A 16,792-nucleotide genomic window follows, 5' to 3' on the forward strand; every position below is an offset into this window, starting at 1 on the left:
ACCGCACCATGCAAACCCGCGAAGACATCTTCAATACCCTCCGTGACGCCCTGGTCGAGCTGTTCGAGCTCGAGCCCGAGCGCATCAGCCTGCAATCGCACCTGTACCAGGACCTGGAAATCGACAGCATCGATGCCATCGACCTGCTCGACCACATCAAGCGCAAGACCGGCAAGAAGATCAGCGCCGAGGACTTCAAGTCGGTACGCACCGTCAACGATGTGGTCGAAGCGGTGTATCGCCTGGTCAACACCGCGGCATGAAACGCCTGGTCGGCCTCGGCCTGCTGCTGGCCGGCGTGCTGTATCCGTTTGCCGTGCACTACGGCCTGGGCCACTTCGCCCCCTGGCAGTTCGCCCTGCTGCTCGGCGGCCTGTGGCTGGCCCGCGCGCTGAGCGCGCCACAACGCCCAGGTGGCCTGTGGATGGCACTGGCGGCGCTGGGGTTCTGCGCGCTGCTGGCGCTATCCGACAGCGCGCAACTGCTGCGCTGGTACCCGGTGCTGATCAGCAGCTTCATGCTTGGCCTGTTCGGCGCCAGCCTGGTGCAGGGCATGCCGGTGGCCGAGCGCCTGGCGCGCCTGCGCGAACCCGAGCTGCCAGCGGTGGCGGTGCGCTACACACGGCGGGTGACCCAGGCCTGGTGCCTGTTCTTCCTGGTCAACGGCCTGATCGCCGCGGGCCTGACACTGTGGGCGCCGCTGGCCTGGTGGACCCTGTACAACGGCCTGATCGCCTACGCCGCGATGGGCCTGCTGTTCGCCGTGGAATGGCTGATACGTCAACGTGTGCGAGGACGCTCATGAACTGGATCAACCTCGAACACCTGTTGCGCCCGCAGGCGTTGCCACGCCCGGTGACCGAGGCGCCGGCCCTGGACCACGCCGCGCTGTGCCGGCAAGCCCTGCGCCTGGCCGGTGGCCTGCAAGCCCGGGGCGTGCGCCGCCTGGCGGTGCATGTGGACGACGCCGCGACGCTGGCCATCGCCCTGCTCGGTGCCTGGCGCGCCGGGGCGCAGGTACTGCTGAGCGCCGACCTGCAACCGCAGACCCGCGCCCGCTGGCAGGCCCAGGTGGACTTGTGGCTCAGCGACCAGCCGGGCGACCCGCAGCTCGACGACCTGCTGGGCGAGCCACTGGCCAGCGCCGACCTCGACCCGGACCAGTGCCGCATCAGCCTGTGCACCTCAGGCTCCAGCGGCGAGCCCAAGCGCATCGACAAATGCCTGCGCCAGCTGGGCAACGAAGTCATCGCCCTGGAGCAGCTGTGGGGCGCATCGTTGGGCGATGCGCACATCCTCGGCAGTGTCGCCACCCAGCACATCTACGGCCTGCTGTTCCGCGTGTTGTGGCCACTGTGCGCCGGGCGCGGGTTCGCCCGCCACGCCCAGCCGTTCCCCGAAGACCTGCAACGGGCCAGCCGCGAACACCCGGCGTTCGCCTGGGTGGCCAGCCCGGCGCTGCTCAAGCGCATGGGCGACAACCTCGACTGGCCCGGGCTGAGCACGGTGCGCCGGGTGTTCTCCTCCGGCGGCGAACTGCCCGCCGAAGCCGCCGAACGCCTGCAACAGCGCCTCGGCCAGTGGCCTACGGAAATCCTCGGCAGTTCCGAAACCGGCGGCATCGCCTGGCGCCAGGGCGAAGCCCTGTGGCAGCCATTCGCCGATGTGGTGCTCAGCCAGGATGGCGACGGCGCCCTGTGCATCGCCTCGCCCTACCTGCCTGCCGGCCACGTCGAGCACAGCGCCGATGCCGTCGAGTTCGCCAGCGACGGGCGCTTCCGCCTGCTCGGCCGCCTCGACCGCACCGTCAAGCTGGAAGAAAAACGCATCTCCCTGCCCATGCTCGAACAGGCCCTGTGCGCCCACGCCTGGGTCGCCGAGGCGCGCCTGGGGGTGATCGAAGAAGGCCGCGCCTTCCTGGGTGCCCTGCTGGTGCCAAGCGCCGAAGGCCTGCATGTGCTGCGTAACCAGGGCCGCCGCGCACTGGTGGACGGCCTGCGTACGCACCTGGCCGAACATTGCGAGGCCATCGCCCTGCCCCGGCGCTGGCGCCTGTTGCGCCAGCTGCCGTACAACGCCCAGGGCAAGCTGCCCCAGGCCGAGGTGACGGCACTGCTGCTGGCGGCTCGCAGCCAGGCGCCCGAGGTCGTAGATCAGGCCCGTGAAGACAACCAGCTGCAACTGCAACTGGCCGTACCGCTGGACCTGCCCTGCTTCCCCGGCCATTTCCCGCACACACCGGTATTGCCCGGCGTGGTCCAGGTCGACTGGGCCATCGCCCTCGCTGCACCGCTGCTGGCCGCCAACCTGCGCTTCGCGGGTATGGAAGTGCTCAAGTTCCAGCAACTGGTGCGTCCCGGCGACCTGCTGCAGTTGGACCTGCGCTTCGAGGCGGCACGCGGCAAGCTGTACTTCGGCTACACCCGCGCCGGCCAACCCTGCGCCAGCGGCCGCATCCTGCTGGAGGTGGCCAGTGCATAAACCCTGTGCGGTGATCCCGGTGTACAACCACGAGCAGGCCGTGCCCAAGGTGGTCGACGACCTGCTACACGCCGGCCTGCCTTGCGTGCTGGTGGATGACGCCAGCCATGCGCCATGCGCCGAGGTGCTGCGCCAGCTGGCCGAGCGCGAGGATGTGCACCTGGTGCACCTGGCGGTCAACCAGGGCAAGGGCGGCGCGGTGATGGCCGGCCTGCGCGAGGCCGCGCGGCTGGGCTTCAGCCACGCCCTGCAGGTGGACGCCGACGGCCAGCACGACCTGGCCGATGTCGGCCACTTCCTGGCCCAGTCGCAGGTTTATCCACAGGCGCTGGTGTGCGGTTATCCACAGTACGACGCCAGTGTGCCCAAGGGTCGCCTGTACGCCCGCTACCTCACCCACGTGTGGGTGTGGATCAACAGCCTGTCGCTGGCCATCCCTGATTCGATGTGCGGCTTTCGCGTCTACCCGCTGCCGCCCACCCTGGCGCTGATCGACAGCGTCAAGCTGGGTAAACGCATGGACTTCGACCCCGAGATCCTGGTGCGCCTCGCCTGGCGCAACCAGCCGATGCGCTGGCTGCCGACCCGGGTGCACTACCCGCAGGACGGCCTGTCGCACTTTCGCCTGGTGCACGACAACGCGCTGATCTCGAAGATGCACGCCAAGCTGTTCTTCGGCATGCTGCTGCGCAGCCCGCTGATTCTCTGGCGCCGGTGGCACCGATGAGCGAGCAGCACTGGGCTGCGCAACGCGAGCGCGGCAGCTTCCGGTTGATGCAGCTGACCGCGCTATTGGCGCGGTTGCTCGGGCGCCGCCTGCTCAGCCCGCTGATCCATGTGATCGTCGCCTACTTCTTCCTGTTCGGCCGCCGCGCCCGGCGCAGCGCCTGGCAGTACCAGCAGCGCCTGCACCGGTGGAGCGCCGGGCAGACACCAGCGCCCAGCCAGTGGCAGGTGTTTCGCCAGTTCATGGCCTTCGCCGACGCCCTGCTGGACAAGCTCGACGTGTGGAACGGCCGCCTGCGCCTTGAAGACATCGACATTGTCGACCAGGCCGGACTGCGCGGGCAGCTGCGTGGCGAGCGCGGGCAACTGCTGGTGGGCGCCCACCTGGGCAACCTCGAGGTGTGCCGGGCGCTGGCCGAACTGGGCGAGCAGGTGACCATGAACGTGCTGGTGCACACCCGCCATGCCGAGCAGTTCAACCGCCTGCTGGGCGAGGCCGGCGCCACCCACCTGCGGCTGATCCAGGTCAGCGAGCTGGACCCGGCGATCATGTTGCAGCTCTCCCAGCGCCTGGAGCGCGGCGAGTGGCTGGCGATTGCCGGCGACCGCGTGCCGCTGCATGGCGCGCGCACCGCCACCGTGAACTTTCTCGGCCAGCCGGCCGCCTTCCCGCAAGGCCCGTGGCTGCTGGCCGGGCTGCTCGGCTGCCCGGTCAACCTGCTGTTCTGCCTCAAGCTCGACGGCCGCTACCAGATCACCCTGGAGCCCTTCGCCGAACAGTTGCAATGGCGCCGTGCCGAACGCGACCAGGTGATCCAGCAATGGACGGCACGCTACGCCGAGCGCCTGGCCCACTATTGCCGCCAGGCACCGCTGCAGTGGTTCAATTTCTACCCCTTCTGGAAGAGCGATGACGATGCAACCCCATGAGCCTGTCACCTTCGGCGAAGCGCCGCTGGCCATCGAGGACGTGCTGGCCGTGGCCGAGCGCCGCGCCGCTACCCGCCTGCAGGACGACGCCGCGTACCGCGCGCGCATCGCCCGTGGCGCGCGCTTTCTCGACACCCTGCTCGACCAGGAAGGGGTGATCTACGGGGTCACCACCGGTTACGGCGACTCCTGCGTGGTGGCCGTGCCGCTGGAGCATGTCGAAAGCCTGCCGCGCCACCTGTACACCTTCCACGGCTGCGGCCTGGGCCGCCTGCTCGACGCCCCGGCCACCCGCGCGGTGCTGGCGGCGCGCCTGCGCTCGCTGAGCCATGGCGTGTCCGGGGTGCGCATGGAACTGCTGGAGCGCCTGCAACTGTTCCTCGAACACGACATCCTGCCGCTGATCCCCGAAGAGGGCTCGGTGGGCGCCAGCGGCGACCTGACGCCACTGTCCTACGTGGCCGCCACCCTGTCCGGCGAGCGCGAGGTGCTGTACCGGGGCGAGCGCCGCAGCAGCGCCGAGGTTCACCGCGAACTGGGCTGGCAACCGCTGGTGCTGCGGCCCAAGGAGGCGCTGGCGCTGATGAATGGCACCGCAGTGATGACCGGCCTGGCCTGCCTGGCCTTCGCCCGCGCCGACTACCTGCTGCAACTGGCCACGCGCATCACCGCGCTCAACGTGATCGCGCTGCAGGGCAACCCCGAGCACTTCGACGAGCGCCTGTTCGCCGCCAAGCCGCACCCAGGCCAGACCCAGGTGGCTGCCTGGCTGCGCCAGGACCTGGCCATCGACGCGCCGCTGCCGTCGCTGCACCGCCTGCAGGACCGCTACTCGCTGCGCTGCGCGCCCCATGTGCTCGGCGTGCTGGCCGACAGCCTGGGCTGGCTGCGCGGCTTTATCGAAACCGAGCTGAACAGCGCCAACGACAACCCGATCATCGACGGCGACGCCGAGCGCGTGCTGCACGGCGGGCATTTCTACGGCGGGCACATCGCCTTCGCCATGGACAGCCTGAAAACCCTGGTGGCCAACGTCGCCGACCTGCTCGACCGCCAGCTCGCGCTGCTGGTGGACGTGCGCTACAACCACGGCCTGCCGAGCAACCTGTCCGGCGCCGAGGCCGAACGGGCCATGCTCAACCACGGTTTCAAGGCCGTGCAGATCGGCGCCAGCGCCTGGACCGCCGAAGCGCTCAAGCAGACCATGCCGGCCAGCGTGTTCTCGCGCTCCACCGAATGCCACAACCAGGACAAGGTGAGCATGGGCACCATCGCCGCGCGCGATGCCCTGCGGGTGCTGGAGCTGACCGAACAGGTCGCCGCCGCCACCTTGCTGGCGGCCAACCAGGGCGTCTGGCTGCGCGCCCGCCAGGCCGACGCCCGGCCATTGCCGCCAGCGCTTGCGCAGATGCACCAGGCGCTGCTGGCCGACTTCGCCCCGGTGATCGAGGACCGCGCCCTGGAACACGACCTGCGCCTGTGCCTGAGCCGTATCGGCCAGCGCCACTGGAGGCTGCATGCGTAACCCCGGGGTGTTTCACGTCGACAGCGAAATCGTCGTGCCATTCTTCGACGTGGACAGCATGCACATCGTCTGGCACGGGCATTACGTCAAGTACCTGGAAGTCGCACGCTGCGCCCTGCTCGAGCGCCTGCAGCACGATTACCGAGGCATGCAGGCCTCCGGCTACCACTGGCCGGTGATCGACCTGCAGCTGCGCTACATCCGTGGCGCCACCTTCGGCCAGCGCCTGACCGTGCGCGCCAGCCTGGTGGAGTGGGAGAACCGCTTGAAGATCCACTACCTGATCAGCGATGCCGAAACCGGCGAGCGCATGACCCGCGCCAGCACCGTGCAGGTGGCGGTGCATATCGACAGCGGCGAGATGCAGCTGGCCTCGCCGCAAGTGATGCTCGATGCAGTTGCGAAGGTGCTGGCATGAGTCGCCTGCTTGTCGCGCTCGGGCTGCTGCTCATCAGCCCCCTGACCCTGGCCTTCACCCTCGACGACCTGCAAAAGCAGCTCAGCCAGCCCGCCGTGGTCAAGGGCCCGTTCATCCAGGAAAAACACCTGCGCGCCCTGCCCCAGCCGCTGCTGAGCAAGGGCCGTTTCGTGCTGGCCCGTGACCACGGCCTGCTGTGGCTGCTGGACACCCCGCTGCGCCAGGACTACCGCATCGACGCCCAGGGCATCGCCCGGCGCGACCCCAACGGCTGGCAAACCTTGCCCAGCCGTAGTGCCGGCGCCGAGCAGAACCGCCTGTTCTTCGCCGTGCTGCAGGGCGACAGCAGCGGCCTGCAACGCGACTTCGAACTGGCCCTGTCCGGTGACGCCGGGCATTGGCAGCTGCGCCTGACACCCCGCTCGCTGCTGCTCAAGCAGGTGTTCACGCGCATCGACATCGCAGGCAGCCAGTACGTGGAGCGCATCGAACTGAGCGAGACCCAGGGCGACAGCACCGTGCTGCGCATGCCCGCCAGCACGGCGGCAGCGGCCCTGAGTGATACGGAGCGCAGCGATTTTGCCGACTGAACGCCTGCTGCCGCGCCTGTTCCTCGGGCTGCTGCTGGTGATGCTGGCCATCGCCGGCTGGCAGTGGCACCGCGGCGCGCCACTGTCAGCCGACTTGATGACCCTGGTGCCGGGCGCTGCACAGGATCCGCAGGTCGTGCGGGCCGAACAGCGCATGCAGGAGCCACTGAACCGCGAAATGCTGGTGCTGGTCGGCCACCCCGAGCGTGAGCAGGCCCTGGCCCTGGCCGAGCGCCTGGCCAGGCAATGGCAAGGCAGCGGCCTGTTCGAAAAGGTGCAATGGAGCCTGCAGACCGACCTGTCGGCGTTGCGCGCGCAACTGCTGCAAGGCCGCCTGGCCCTGCTCTCGGCGAAGGACCGCGAGCAGCTGAGCACGCAGCCCCAGGCTTTCATCGAGCAGCGCGTGCAGAGCCTGTTCGACCCCTTCGCCGGCTTCAGCCTGGTGCCCAGCCAGGACGACTGGCTGGGCCTGACCGGGCGCATCCAGAACAGCCAGCCGATGCCGGTCAACGTGCAGCTCGACACCGCCAGCGGCGCATTGGTCGCCGAGGCCGACGGCCAGCAATGGGTGCTGCTGCGGGCACGCACCCAGGGCAATGCCTTCGACATGCACCTGCCGTTGCAGGTGGCCGAGCTGCTCGCCACCAGCCGCCTCGACGCCGACCAGCACGGTGCCCGGCTGCTGGCGGCCAGCGGCCTGCTTTACGCCGCCGCCGGCCAGCAGCAGGCCAGCCGCGAGATCACCTGGGTGGGCGGTGGCGCCACACTGGGCATCCTGCTGCTGTTGCTGCTGGCCTTCCGCCGCTGGCGCGTGCTGCTGGCCTTCGTGCCGGTGCTGGTGGGCATGCTGTTCGGCGCGGTGGTGTGCGTGGCGCTGTTCGGGCAGATGCACGTGATGACCCTGGTGCTGGGTTCGAGCCTGATCGGCGTGGCGGTGGACTACCCGCTGCACTACCTGTCCAAGAGCTGGAGCCTCAAGCCCTGGCACAGCTGGCCGGCCCTGCGCCTGACCCTGCCGGGGCTGAGCCTGAGCCTGGCCACCAGTGCCATCGGCTACCTGGCCCTGGCCTTCACGCCATTCCCGGCGCTGACCCAGATCGCCGCGTTTTCCGCCGCCGGGCTGCTCGGCGCTTACCTGAGCGCGGTATGCCTGCTGCCGGCACTGCTCGCAGGCGTCGAGCTGCGCCCGGCGCAGTGGCCGCTGCGCATCGCGCAAACCCTGACCACGCTGCGTGAACGCCTGCTGGCCAGGGTGCCGAGTGCGGTGCTGCTGATCCTGGTGCTGCTGTTCTGCGCCGCCGGCCTGTGGCGCCTGGAGACGCGCAACGATATTCGTCAGTGGGTCGGCAGCCCGCCGCAGTTGCTGCAAGAGGCCCAGGCCGTGGCGCGCATCACCGGCTACCAGCCCACCAGCCAGTTCTACCTGGTACGCGGCAACGACCCGCAGCAACTGCTCGAGCGCCTGCAGGCGCTGAGCGGCAAGCTGGGCGAACTGGTCGAGCTGGGCAAGCTCAAGGGCTACATGAGCCTCAGCCAGCTGGTCGCCAGCCCTGCTGAACAGCTGCAGCTGCAACAAGCCCTCGCCCGGTTGCCAGCGCACTGGCAGCCCTTGGTCGCCCTTGGCGTGCCCGCAGCTGGCCTGGATAACGAACTCCAGCACCTGCAACAGCTGCCACTGCAAAGCATCGACGAGGTGCTGGCCGGCCCGCTGGGCGAAGCCTGGCGGCCCTTGTGGCTGGGCCAGGACGGCGACGGCGTGGCCGCCATCGTCAGCCTGCAAGGCCTGGGCGACACCGCCCTGCTGCGCCTGCAGACCGATGACCTGCCCGGCGTGCAACTGGTCGACCGCCTCGGCGAGCTGAACCAGCTGTTCGCCGCCACCCAGCTCAGCGCCGCCGAACTCAAGCTCTTGTCGTGCCTGCTGATCGTGGTGCTGCTGGTGCTGCCGTTCGGCCTGCGCGGCGCCCTGCGCATCGTCGCCCTGCCGCTGCTGGCGGCACTGTGCAGCCTGGCCAGCCTCGGCTGGCTGGGCCAGCCGCTGACCCTGTTCAGCCTGTTCGGCCTGCTGCTGGTAACGGCGATCAGCGTCGACTACGCGATCCTCATGCACGAGCGCATCGGCGGCGCCGCCGTGAGCCTGCTGGGCACCCTGCTGGCGGCAGTGACCACCTGGCTGTCGTTCGGCCTGCTGGCCTTGTCGAGCACCCCGGCGGTCAGCAACTTCGGCCTGGCGGTCAGCCTGGGCCTGGCTTTCAGTTTCCTGCTGGCCCCCTGGGCCGCCACCCGCGAAGGAGCGCATCCACCGCCATGAACAGCAGCACGTCCAAGGCCTTTTTCAGCGACACCTATGTCGAGGAAACCCGTTTCGGTTTCTGGTTCCTGCGCAGCCATACCTGGCAGCACCATGTGCTGCGGGTGGCGATCAACGACCTGCGCCGGCTGTTCGACGGCAACCCGCCGGCCGCGCCGGTGCTGCTGGATGTCGGCTGCGGCCAGGGCAAGTCGTTCCGCCACCTGCACCAGGTGTTCGCGCCTTCGCGGCTGCTGGGCACCGACGCCGACCCGCACAGCCTGGCGCTCAGTGCCGCCGAGGCCGAGCGCCTGGGCATCAGCGTGGAGCTGCACGGCAGCGACTGCGCCGCGCTGCCATACGCCGACGCCAGCGTCGATATCCTGTTCTGCCACCAGACCTTCCACCACCTGGTGGAGCAGGAAAAGGCCCTGGCCGAATTCCATCGCGTGCTCAGGCCGGGCGGCTACCTGCTGTTCGCCGAGTCCACCGAGGCCTATATCGACACCTGGGTGATCCGTTGGCTGTTCCGCCACCCGATGCACGTGCAAAAGAGCGCCGAGGGTTACCTGCAGATGCTCAGTGCCCAAGGCTTCGCGTTCAGCGCGCAGAATGTCTCGTACCCGTACCTGTGGTGGAGCCGCGCCAAGGACTTCGGCCTGCTCGAACGCTTCGGGCTGCGCAAACCACCACCGGTCGGGCAACGCGAAGAGACCTTGCTCAACGTGGTGGCGCGCAAACCGCTGGAGACGCCATGAAAGCCCTGCTGGCCATGTTCTGCTGCCTGCTGCTCGGCGCCTGCGCCGCGCGGCCGCCCTTGCCTGAGCAAACGCCCACGCTGGAACTGCCACGCCAGCTGCACGTCGAACGGGAACAGGCCGGGCAACGCCAGGACTGGCTGCTGGTGATCCAGCGCGAAGACACCCGCCTGCGCTGGTCGCTGCTCGACCTGCTGGGTATCCCCCAGGCCCGCCAGCTGCTCGATGGCCAGCAGTGGCAGGCCGACGGGCTGCTGCCGCCGAACCCGGCGGCGCGCGAGCTGTTCGCCGCGGTGCTGTTCGCCCTGACCCCGACGCAGCAATTGCCACAGGCTTACCCGCAAGCCCGCCAGCAAAATGACCGCCGCTGGCTCGGCGAGCGCTGGCAGGTGCGCTACCAGGGCGCCGATACCTTCACCTTGAACCTGGGCCAAGGGCTGCGATATCACGTAAGCCCCTTGCCCGACGAGAACACCCCATGAGCACCTACCTCAATGCCCTGGGCCTGGTCTGTGCCCTCGGCCACGGCCAGGCCGATGTGGCCCGCCGGCTGTTTGCCGGCGACTGCTCGGGCATGCTGACGCAAGCGGGCTGGGTGCCCGAGCGCAGCCTGCCGGTGGGCGCCGTCACCACCGCGCTGCCTGAGCTGCCGCTGCCCGAGCACCACAGCCGCAACAACCAGCTGCTGTACAACGCCGCGCTGCAGATCGAGCCGGCCATCCGCGAGGCGATCGCACGCCACGGCGCCCATCGGGTCGGCGTGGTGCTGGGCACCAGCACCTCAGGGATCGCCGAGGCCAGTGACGGCATCGCTCACTACCTGCGCGAGCAGCATTTTCCCGAGGGCTACCGTTACGCCCAGCAAGAGCTCAGCGCCCCGGCCAACTTCCTCGCCGACTGGCTGCAGCTGAGCGGCCCGGCCTACGTGATTTCCACCGCCTGCACCTCCAGCGCCCGGGCGCTGATGAGCGCACGCCGCCTGCTCGACCTGGGGCTGTGCGATGCCGTGCTGTGCGGCGGGGTCGACAGCCTGTGCGGCCTGACCCTCAACGGTTTCAGTGCCCTGGAGGCCGTCAGCGACACGCGCTGCAACCCGTTTTCGCGCAACCGCGCCGGCATCAACATCGGCGAAGGCGCGGCCGTGTTGATGATGACCCGCGAGGCCAACCTACAGGGCCCACGCATCGCCCTGCTGGGCGCTGGCGCCAGTTCCGACGCCCACCATATCTCGGCGCCGGAGCCCACCGGCAAAGGCGCCTTGCAGGCCATGGGCAAAGCCTTGGACAATGCCGGCCTTGCGCCTGCGCAGATCGGCTACCTGAACCTGCACGGCACCGCCACCGTGCACAACGACGCCATGGAAGCCCTGGCCGTGCACAGCCTGTTCGGCGCCGGCCTGCCCTGTTCGTCGAGCAAGCCCATGACCGGCCACACCCTGGGCGCCGCCGGCGCGCTGGAAGCGGCGTTCTGCTGGCTGGCCCTGAGCGGGCACAACCCGCAGGGCCTGCTGCCGCCGCATGCCTGGGATGGCCAGCAGGACCCGGCATTGCCGGCCCTGGCGCTGGTCGATGGCAGCCAGCGGCTGACAACGGAACGCCCGCGCTACCTGATGAGCAACTCGTTCGCCTTTGGCGGCAACAATGTCAGCCTGATTCTCGGAGACGCCCCATGATCCCCTGGCCCCTGGCCGAGCTGCTGCCCCATGCCGGTGACATGATCCTCATCGAGCAGATCGACAGCTGCGACGACGAGCAGATCCACACCCGCACCACGGTGCGCCCGGGCGGCCTGTTCAACCGCGCCGACGGCAGCCTGCCGGCCTGGCTGGGCCTGGAGCTGATGGCCCAGAGCGTGGCCGCCTTCGCCGGCTGCCGCGCCCGCCGCCTGGGCCTGCCGGTGGAGCTGGGCTTTCTGCTGGGCACGCGCAAGTTCGAATGCGCCGTCGAGCACTTCCCCGTTGGCGCCGAACTGCTGATCCACGCGCAGCGCTCGCTGGAAGACGACAACGGCATGGGCGTGTTCGAATGCCACCTGCGCGGCCCTGGCATCCATGCCACGGCCCGCCTGAATGTGTACCGCCCGCCACAGCCCGACCGCTACCTGGCCGAAGCCGGCCCAGAGGAACCGCACCATGACTGACAGCATTCTCGTTACCGGCTCCAGCCGTGGCATCGGCCGCGCCGTTGCCCTGCGCCTGGCGCGGGCCGGCTTCGACCTGGTGCTGCACTGCCGCAGTGGCCGGGCCGAGGCCGATGCGGTGGCGGAGGAAGTACGCGCGCTTGGCCAACAGGCCCGGGTGCTGCAGTTCGACGTGGCCGACCGCGCCCGCTGCAAGGCGGTGCTGGAAGCCGATGTCGAAGCCCACGGCGCCTACTACGGCGTGGTGTGCAATGCCGGGCTGACCCGCGACGGCGCCTTCCCGGCACTGACCGACGACGACTGGGACCAGGTGATGCGCACCAACCTCGACGGCTTCTACAACGTCCTGCACCCGCTGACGATGCCGATGATCCGCCGCCGCGCGCCGGGGCGTATCGTCTGCATCACCTCGGTGTCGGGGTTGATCGGCAATCGCGGCCAGGTCAACTACAGCGCCTCCAAGGCCGGCTTGATTGGCGCCGCCAAGGCCCTGGCGATCGAATTGGGCAAGCGCCGCATCACGGTCAACTGCGTGGCCCCCGGGCTGATCGACACGGCCATGCTCGACGAAAACGTACCGGTCGAGGAACTGCTGAAGATGATCCCGGCCGGGCGCATGGGCACCCCGGAAGAAGTGGCCGGCGCGGTGAATTTCCTGATGTCGCCCGAGGCGGCCTATATCACCCGCCAGGTGCTGGCGGTCAACGGAGGGCTGTGCTGATGCGCCGCGTCGTGGTCACCGGCATGGCCGGCATTACCGCCCTGGGCAACGACTGGGCGAGCATCGCCGCGCAGTTCGCCGCCGGGCGCAGCGGCATCCGCCGCATGGACGAGTGGGACCGCTACAGCGAGCTCAACACCCGCCTGGCTGGGCCCATCGATGACTTCCAAGTGCCCGCGCACTGGACCCGCAAGCAGCTGCGCAGCATGGGCCGGGTGTCGCGCCTGGCGGTGGCCGCCGCCGAGCGGGCGCTGGCCGATGCCGGGCTGCTCGACGACCCGAGCATCCGCGACGGGCGCATGGGCGTGGCCTGCGGTTCTTCCACCGGCAGCACCGACGAGATCAAGACCTTCGGCAACATGCTGCTCAACTCCACCTCCGACGGCCTCAACGCCAACTCCTACGTGCGCATGATGCCGCACACCACGGCAGCCAATATCAGCATCTACTTCGGCCTGACCGGGCGCCTGATCCCTACCTCCAGCGCCTGCACCAGCGGCAGCCAGGGCGTCGGCTATGCCTATGAAGCGATCAAGTTCGGGCGCCTGCCGCTGATGCTTGCCGGTGGCGCCGAAGAGCTGTGCCCCACCGAGGCCATGGTGTTCGACGCGCTCTATGCCACCAGCCTGAAGAACGACACCCCGCACCTGAGCCCGCGCCCCTATGACCTGGACCGCGACGGCCTGGTGATCGGCGAGGGCGGCGGCATGCTGGTGCTCGAGGAACTGGAGCACGCCCTGGCCCGCGGCGCGCGGATCTACGCCGAGGTGGTGGGCTTTGGCAGCAATGCCGACGGCCAGCACATCACCCGGCCCGAGCAAGTGACCATGCGCCGGGCCATGGAACTGGCGCTGGAAGACGCGGGCCTGGCGCCCGAGGCCATCGGTTATGTGAATGGCCATGGCACCGCCACCGAGCAAGGCGATATCGCCGAGACCCTGGCCACCAGCAGCCTGTTCGGGCCGCGCATGCCGATCAGCTCGCAGAAGAGCTACCTGGGCCATACCCTGGGTGCCTGCGGCGCCCTGGAATCCTGGTTCAGCATCGAGATGATGAACCGCGAGCAGTACGCCCCCACGCTCAACCTCGACAACGTCGACCCGCAATGCGGCGAGCTCGACTACCTGCAAGGCGCCTTCCGCGCCATGAGCCACGAATACGTGATGAACAACAACTTCGCCTTCGGCGGCGTCAACACCTCGTTGATCTTCCGCCGCTGGGCCTGACGCGCAAAACCACGGAGTGAAAGGAATGACTCGGATCCACCGCACCCTCGCCTTGCTGGCCATGGCCCTGGTCTTCACCGGGTGCACCAGCAAGCCGGTGTACAACGCCAAGGAAGACTTCGCCAGCAGCCTCAATTTCAGCGACGACCAGATGAAACGGGCAATCGTCACTGCGCTCAACGACCGCCAGTGGATCGTCCAGTCCGTGCGCCCGGGCATGGTCAAGGCGGCCATCACCGTGCGCGGCCGCCACCACGCCGAGGTCGATATCCCCTACAGCCCCACCGAGTTCCAGATCGTCTACCGCAGCAGCTGGGGCCTGGACTACAAGGACGGCAAGATCCACGGCAACTACAACCGCTGGATCAACCGCCTGCGCGACAACGTGCTCAAGGAGCTGTCGTTCAACCCGGACATCGAGGCGGTCAACGCCCTGGGCATCATCAACCAGGGCGTCGAAGGGCCGACCTACCTGAGCTTTCGCGAAGGCGTGAAACGCGCCACCGAAGCCGGCCTGCTCGACGGCAGCGTGAAGTTCTACCTGGCCGGCGAGGCGCTGCCGACCTCGGTGCGCACCCTGCGCACGGTGAGCAGCAGCCGCAAGACCAACGGCAGCAACAAGAGCGACAGCGAGGCCTGCTTCTGGGCCCTGCAATCGGCGCTGGCCACCCTGCAGCGTGCCGCCCAGGAAGCGGATGCCAACGCCGTGGTGAACATCGCCAGCGTCGACCAGCGCGACCTGTACAAGGACCCGGAGAAGTTCCAGTGCCGTGCCGGCATGCTGGTCAGCGCGGTAGCCCTGCGCGGCGAGCTGGCCCACGTCGACTGAGCGGCTCAGGCGGGCGGCGTGATCCGCTGCCCGCCCAGCAGTTCGGCGAAGGCACCCGCCATCGCCGAGCCCTCGCCGGCACGCCGCACCAGCCATACGGCGGTGTCGGCGCCCTCGTCCAGCAGGGTCCTGTAGACCACCCCGTCGATGCGCATGCGCTGGAATGACGCCGGCAGCACCGACACCCCCAACCCCGCCGACACCAGGCCGATGATGGTCATCGCCTCGCCCGCTTCCTGGGCGAAGTGCGGGCTGAAGCCGGCCTGGCGCGCCAGGCTCAGCAGCTGCGCGTGCAAGCCGCTGCCGTAGCTGCGCGGGAAGAACACGAACGGCTCGTCGGCCAGGGCCTGCATGTACAGGCCCTGCTCGCTGCCTGCGGCCAGCGGGTGCGAGGCGTTGATCACCGCCACCAGCGGCTCGCGCAGCAATTCGTTGACCACCAGCCCTTGTGGCACAGGCATAGGCCGCATCAGGCCGACTTCGATGGACTCGTCGAGCACCGCTTCGGCGACGTCACGGCTGCTCATTTCCTTGAGGTTCAGGTGCACCGCCGGGAACTGCTGGCGGAATGCGTGCAGCGCCTTGGGCAGCTTCGAGGTGAAGGGTGCCGAGGAGGTGAAGCCGATCTTCAGCTCACCCAGTTCACCCAGTTGCGCACGGCGGGCCACGTCGGCGGCCTTTTCCACCTGGGCCAGCACCTGCCGGGCTTCGTCGAGGAACAGCCGCCCGGCCTCGCTGAGCTCGACCCGACGGTTGGTACGCTCGAACAGCCGCGCGCCAAGCTCCTGCTCCAGCGCCTGGATCTGCTGGCTCAGCGGCGGTTGCGAGATGCCCAGCTGCTGGGCGGCGCGGCCGAAGTGCAGCTCTTCGGCCACGGCGATGAAATAACGCAGGTGACGCAGCTCCATGATCGGCTCCGAACAGGTCGTTAAACGTCTTAAACAGGTCGAACAATATATTGGATCTAATCATTAGCCAGCTATATGATTTTTCCATCGCAACGCCCCGAGGTACCCCCCGTGAGCTCCGCCGTCGCCCCCCTGCCCGCCGAACCCGAGCCTGCCGTCAACGACATCTGGATCGAGAAAGGCACCCCCGCCTTCATGAAAACCGTGCTGGCGCTGTTCAGCGGCGGCTTTGCCACCTTCGCCCTGTTGTATTGCGTGCAGCCGATGATGCCGCTGCTGTCCCGGGAGTTCGCCATCAACGCGGCGCAAAGCAGCCTGGTGCTGTCGGTGTCCACCGCCATGCTGGCCATCGGGCTGCTGGTGACCGGGCCGATTTCCGACCGTATCGGGCGCAAGCCGGTGATGGTCTGCGCCCTGCTTTGCGCAGCGTTAGCGACCCTGGCCAGCGCGGTGATGCCGAGCTGGGAGCTGGTGCTGGCCAGCCGTGCGCTGGTGGGCTTGGCACTGAGTGGCCTGGCAGCGGTGGCGATGACCTACCTGAGCGAAGAGATCCACCCGCAGCACATCGGCCTGGCCATGGGCCTGTACATCGGCGGCAATGCCATCGGTGGCATGAGCGGGCGGTTGATCACCGGCGTGTTGATCGACTTCGTCAGCTGGCACACGGCGATGCTGGTGATCGGCAGCCTGGCCCTGGTGGCGGCCGTGGTGTTCTGGAAGGTGCTGCCCGAGTCGCGCAACTTCCGCCCCCAGGCCATGAACCCGCGCAGCCTGCTGGACGGTTTCGTCATGCACTTCAAGGATGCCGGGCTACCCTGGTTGTTCCTTGAAGCCTTCCTGCTGATGGGCGCCTTCGTCACCTTGTTCAACTACATCGGCTACCGCCTGCTGGCCGGGCCCTACCACATGAACCAGGCCCTGGTCGGCCTGCTCTCGGTGGTGTACCTGTCGGGGATCTACAGCTCGGCGCAGGTCGGCGCGCTGGCCGACAAGCTGGGCCGGCGCAAGGTGTTCTGGGCCAGCATCCTGGTAATGGCCGGCGGCCTGCTGCTGACCCTGGCCAGCCCGCTGGCGGTGATCATCGTCGGCATGCTGGTGTTCACCTTCGGCTTCTTTGGCGCGCATTCGGTGGCCAGCAGCTGGATTGGCCGGCGGGCGCTCAAGGCCAAGGGGCAGGCGTCGTCGCTGTACCTGTTCTGCTACTACGCCGGGTCGAGTGTGGCGGGGACGGCGGGCGGGATGTTCTGGCAT

General features: G+C 68.6%; 18 protein-coding genes. 17 read left to right on the forward strand and 1 reads right to left on the reverse strand.

The features are described 5' to 3' along the window. Positions 1–8: 8 nt before the first annotated feature. The 16 genes from L6D77_RS18720 to L6D77_RS18795 are packed head-to-tail and all read left to right on the forward strand — an operon-like array spanning position 9 to position 14,633. Positions 9–263, forward strand: coding sequence for an acyl carrier protein (locus L6D77_RS18720; protein ID WP_232882941.1), 255 nt, complete (start codon positions 9–11; stop codon positions 261–263). Beyond that, positions 260–805: a COG4648 family protein gene (locus L6D77_RS18725; protein ID WP_232882942.1), complete on the forward strand. Its 546-nt coding sequence runs from the start codon at positions 260–262 to the stop codon at positions 803–805. The genes L6D77_RS18720 and L6D77_RS18725 overlap by 4 nt, the downstream gene beginning before the upstream one ends. Beyond that, positions 802–2,481 carry an ApeI family dehydratase gene (locus L6D77_RS18730; RefSeq protein WP_232882943.1) on the forward strand — a complete coding sequence of 560 codons (1,680 nt, stop codon included), beginning with the start codon at positions 802–804 and terminating at the stop codon, positions 2,479–2,481. Before L6D77_RS18725 ends, L6D77_RS18730 begins: the two co-directional genes overlap by 4 nt. Next, positions 2,474–3,208 (forward strand): glycosyltransferase family 2 protein, encoded by a 735-nt coding sequence (locus tag L6D77_RS18735; protein WP_232882944.1) that lies wholly within the window; start codon positions 2,474–2,476, stop codon positions 3,206–3,208. Before L6D77_RS18730 ends, L6D77_RS18735 begins: the two co-directional genes overlap by 8 nt. Next, a complete protein-coding gene (locus L6D77_RS18740; RefSeq protein WP_232882945.1) occupies positions 3,205–4,137 on the forward strand; it encodes an LpxL/LpxP family acyltransferase in 933 nt (310 codons plus the stop codon). Before L6D77_RS18735 ends, L6D77_RS18740 begins: the two co-directional genes overlap by 4 nt. Next, on the forward strand, positions 4,118–5,662 hold the full coding sequence (locus L6D77_RS18745) for an HAL/PAL/TAL family ammonia-lyase (RefSeq protein WP_232882946.1): 1,545 nt from the start codon (positions 4,118–4,120) through the stop codon (positions 5,660–5,662). The genes L6D77_RS18740 and L6D77_RS18745 overlap by 20 nt, the downstream gene beginning before the upstream one ends. Further along, complete coding sequence (locus L6D77_RS18750; protein ID WP_232882947.1) at positions 5,655–6,080, forward strand: acyl-CoA thioesterase; 426 nt, start codon at positions 5,655–5,657, stop codon at positions 6,078–6,080. The genes L6D77_RS18745 and L6D77_RS18750 overlap by 8 nt, the downstream gene beginning before the upstream one ends. After that, the gene (locus tag L6D77_RS18755; RefSeq protein ID WP_232882948.1) at positions 6,077–6,670 is read left to right on the forward strand and encodes an outer membrane lipoprotein carrier protein LolA; all 594 of its coding nucleotides are present in this window, start codon (positions 6,077–6,079) and stop codon (positions 6,668–6,670) included. The genes L6D77_RS18750 and L6D77_RS18755 overlap by 4 nt, the downstream gene beginning before the upstream one ends. Further along, the gene (locus L6D77_RS18760) at positions 6,660–8,981 is read left to right on the forward strand and encodes an MMPL family transporter (RefSeq protein WP_232882949.1); all 2,322 of its coding nucleotides are present in this window, start codon (positions 6,660–6,662) and stop codon (positions 8,979–8,981) included. Before L6D77_RS18755 ends, L6D77_RS18760 begins: the two co-directional genes overlap by 11 nt. Continuing rightward, complete coding sequence (locus L6D77_RS18765; protein WP_232882950.1) at positions 8,978–9,718, forward strand: class I SAM-dependent methyltransferase; 741 nt, start codon at positions 8,978–8,980, stop codon at positions 9,716–9,718. Before L6D77_RS18760 ends, L6D77_RS18765 begins: the two co-directional genes overlap by 4 nt. Further along, on the forward strand, positions 9,715–10,200 hold the full coding sequence (locus L6D77_RS18770; RefSeq protein WP_232882951.1) for a DUF3261 domain-containing protein: 486 nt from the start codon (positions 9,715–9,717) through the stop codon (positions 10,198–10,200). Before L6D77_RS18765 ends, L6D77_RS18770 begins: the two co-directional genes overlap by 4 nt. Continuing rightward, positions 10,197–11,390 (forward strand): beta-ketoacyl-[acyl-carrier-protein] synthase family protein, encoded by a 1,194-nt coding sequence (locus tag L6D77_RS18775; protein WP_232882952.1) that lies wholly within the window; start codon positions 10,197–10,199, stop codon positions 11,388–11,390. Before L6D77_RS18770 ends, L6D77_RS18775 begins: the two co-directional genes overlap by 4 nt. After that, a complete protein-coding gene (locus tag L6D77_RS18780; RefSeq protein ID WP_232882953.1) occupies positions 11,387–11,857 on the forward strand; it encodes a hotdog family protein in 471 nt (156 codons plus the stop codon). Before L6D77_RS18775 ends, L6D77_RS18780 begins: the two co-directional genes overlap by 4 nt. Further along, the gene (gene fabG / locus L6D77_RS18785; RefSeq protein WP_232882954.1) at positions 11,850–12,578 is read left to right on the forward strand and encodes a 3-oxoacyl-ACP reductase FabG; all 729 of its coding nucleotides are present in this window, start codon (positions 11,850–11,852) and stop codon (positions 12,576–12,578) included. The genes L6D77_RS18780 and fabG overlap by 8 nt, the downstream gene beginning before the upstream one ends. Beyond that, entirely contained in the window at positions 12,578–13,804 is a 1,227-nt protein-coding gene (locus tag L6D77_RS18790; RefSeq protein ID WP_232882955.1) for a beta-ketoacyl-ACP synthase, read from the forward strand. Before fabG ends, L6D77_RS18790 begins: the two co-directional genes overlap by 1 nt. A 25-nt stretch (positions 13,805–13,829) precedes the next feature. Further along, a complete protein-coding gene (locus L6D77_RS18795; protein ID WP_232882956.1) occupies positions 13,830–14,633 on the forward strand; it encodes a hypothetical protein in 804 nt (267 codons plus the stop codon). Between the two features lie 5 nt (positions 14,634–14,638). On the opposite strand, the gene L6D77_RS18800 is transcribed toward L6D77_RS18795, so the two are convergent. Next, entirely contained in the window at positions 14,639–15,541 is a 903-nt protein-coding gene (locus L6D77_RS18800; protein ID WP_232882957.1) for a LysR family transcriptional regulator, read from the reverse strand. Positions 15,542–15,652: 111 nt separating this feature from the next. Here L6D77_RS18800 and L6D77_RS18805 point away from each other — a divergent pair. Next, the coding region (locus L6D77_RS18805; RefSeq protein ID WP_236170108.1) for an MFS transporter at positions 15,653–16,792 on the forward strand (1,140 nt) is incomplete at its 3' end.

It is taken from the genome of Pseudomonas parasichuanensis, assembly GCF_021601385.1.
In the GTDB taxonomy this organism is placed as follows: domain Bacteria; phylum Pseudomonadota; class Gammaproteobacteria; order Pseudomonadales; family Pseudomonadaceae; genus Aquipseudomonas; species Aquipseudomonas parasichuanensis.

What these genes read in the sequence shown, in the direction of transcription:
- L6D77_RS18800 (WP_232882957.1), bottom strand. Translation starts at nt 15,541, where the DNA reads ATGGAGCTGCGTCACCTGCGTTATTTCATCGCCGTGGCCGAAGAGCTG.
- L6D77_RS18755 (WP_232882948.1), top strand. Translation starts at nt 6,077, where the DNA reads ATGAGTCGCCTGCTTGTCGCGCTCGGGCTGCTGCTCATCAGCCCCCTG.
- L6D77_RS18775 (WP_232882952.1), top strand. Translation starts at nt 10,197, where the DNA reads ATGAGCACCTACCTCAATGCCCTGGGCCTGGTCTGTGCCCTCGGCCAC.
- L6D77_RS18765 (WP_232882950.1), top strand. Translation starts at nt 8,978, where the DNA reads ATGAACAGCAGCACGTCCAAGGCCTTTTTCAGCGACACCTATGTCGAG.
- L6D77_RS18720 (WP_232882941.1), top strand. Translation starts at nt 9, where the DNA reads ATGCAAACCCGCGAAGACATCTTCAATACCCTCCGTGACGCCCTGGTC.
- L6D77_RS18745 (WP_232882946.1), top strand. Translation starts at nt 4,118, where the DNA reads ATGACGATGCAACCCCATGAGCCTGTCACCTTCGGCGAAGCGCCGCTG.
- L6D77_RS18770 (WP_232882951.1), top strand. Translation starts at nt 9,715, where the DNA reads ATGAAAGCCCTGCTGGCCATGTTCTGCTGCCTGCTGCTCGGCGCCTGC.
- L6D77_RS18750 (WP_232882947.1), top strand. Translation starts at nt 5,655, where the DNA reads ATGCGTAACCCCGGGGTGTTTCACGTCGACAGCGAAATCGTCGTGCCA.
- L6D77_RS18725 (WP_232882942.1), top strand. Translation starts at nt 260, where the DNA reads ATGAAACGCCTGGTCGGCCTCGGCCTGCTGCTGGCCGGCGTGCTGTAT.
- fabG (WP_232882954.1), top strand. Translation starts at nt 11,850, where the DNA reads ATGACTGACAGCATTCTCGTTACCGGCTCCAGCCGTGGCATCGGCCGC.
- L6D77_RS18740 (WP_232882945.1), top strand. Translation starts at nt 3,205, where the DNA reads ATGAGCGAGCAGCACTGGGCTGCGCAACGCGAGCGCGGCAGCTTCCGG.
- L6D77_RS18795 (WP_232882956.1), top strand. Translation starts at nt 13,830, where the DNA reads ATGACTCGGATCCACCGCACCCTCGCCTTGCTGGCCATGGCCCTGGTC.
- L6D77_RS18730 (WP_232882943.1), top strand. Translation starts at nt 802, where the DNA reads ATGAACTGGATCAACCTCGAACACCTGTTGCGCCCGCAGGCGTTGCCA.
- L6D77_RS18780 (WP_232882953.1), top strand. Translation starts at nt 11,387, where the DNA reads ATGATCCCCTGGCCCCTGGCCGAGCTGCTGCCCCATGCCGGTGACATG.
- L6D77_RS18790 (WP_232882955.1), top strand. Translation starts at nt 12,578, where the DNA reads ATGCGCCGCGTCGTGGTCACCGGCATGGCCGGCATTACCGCCCTGGGC.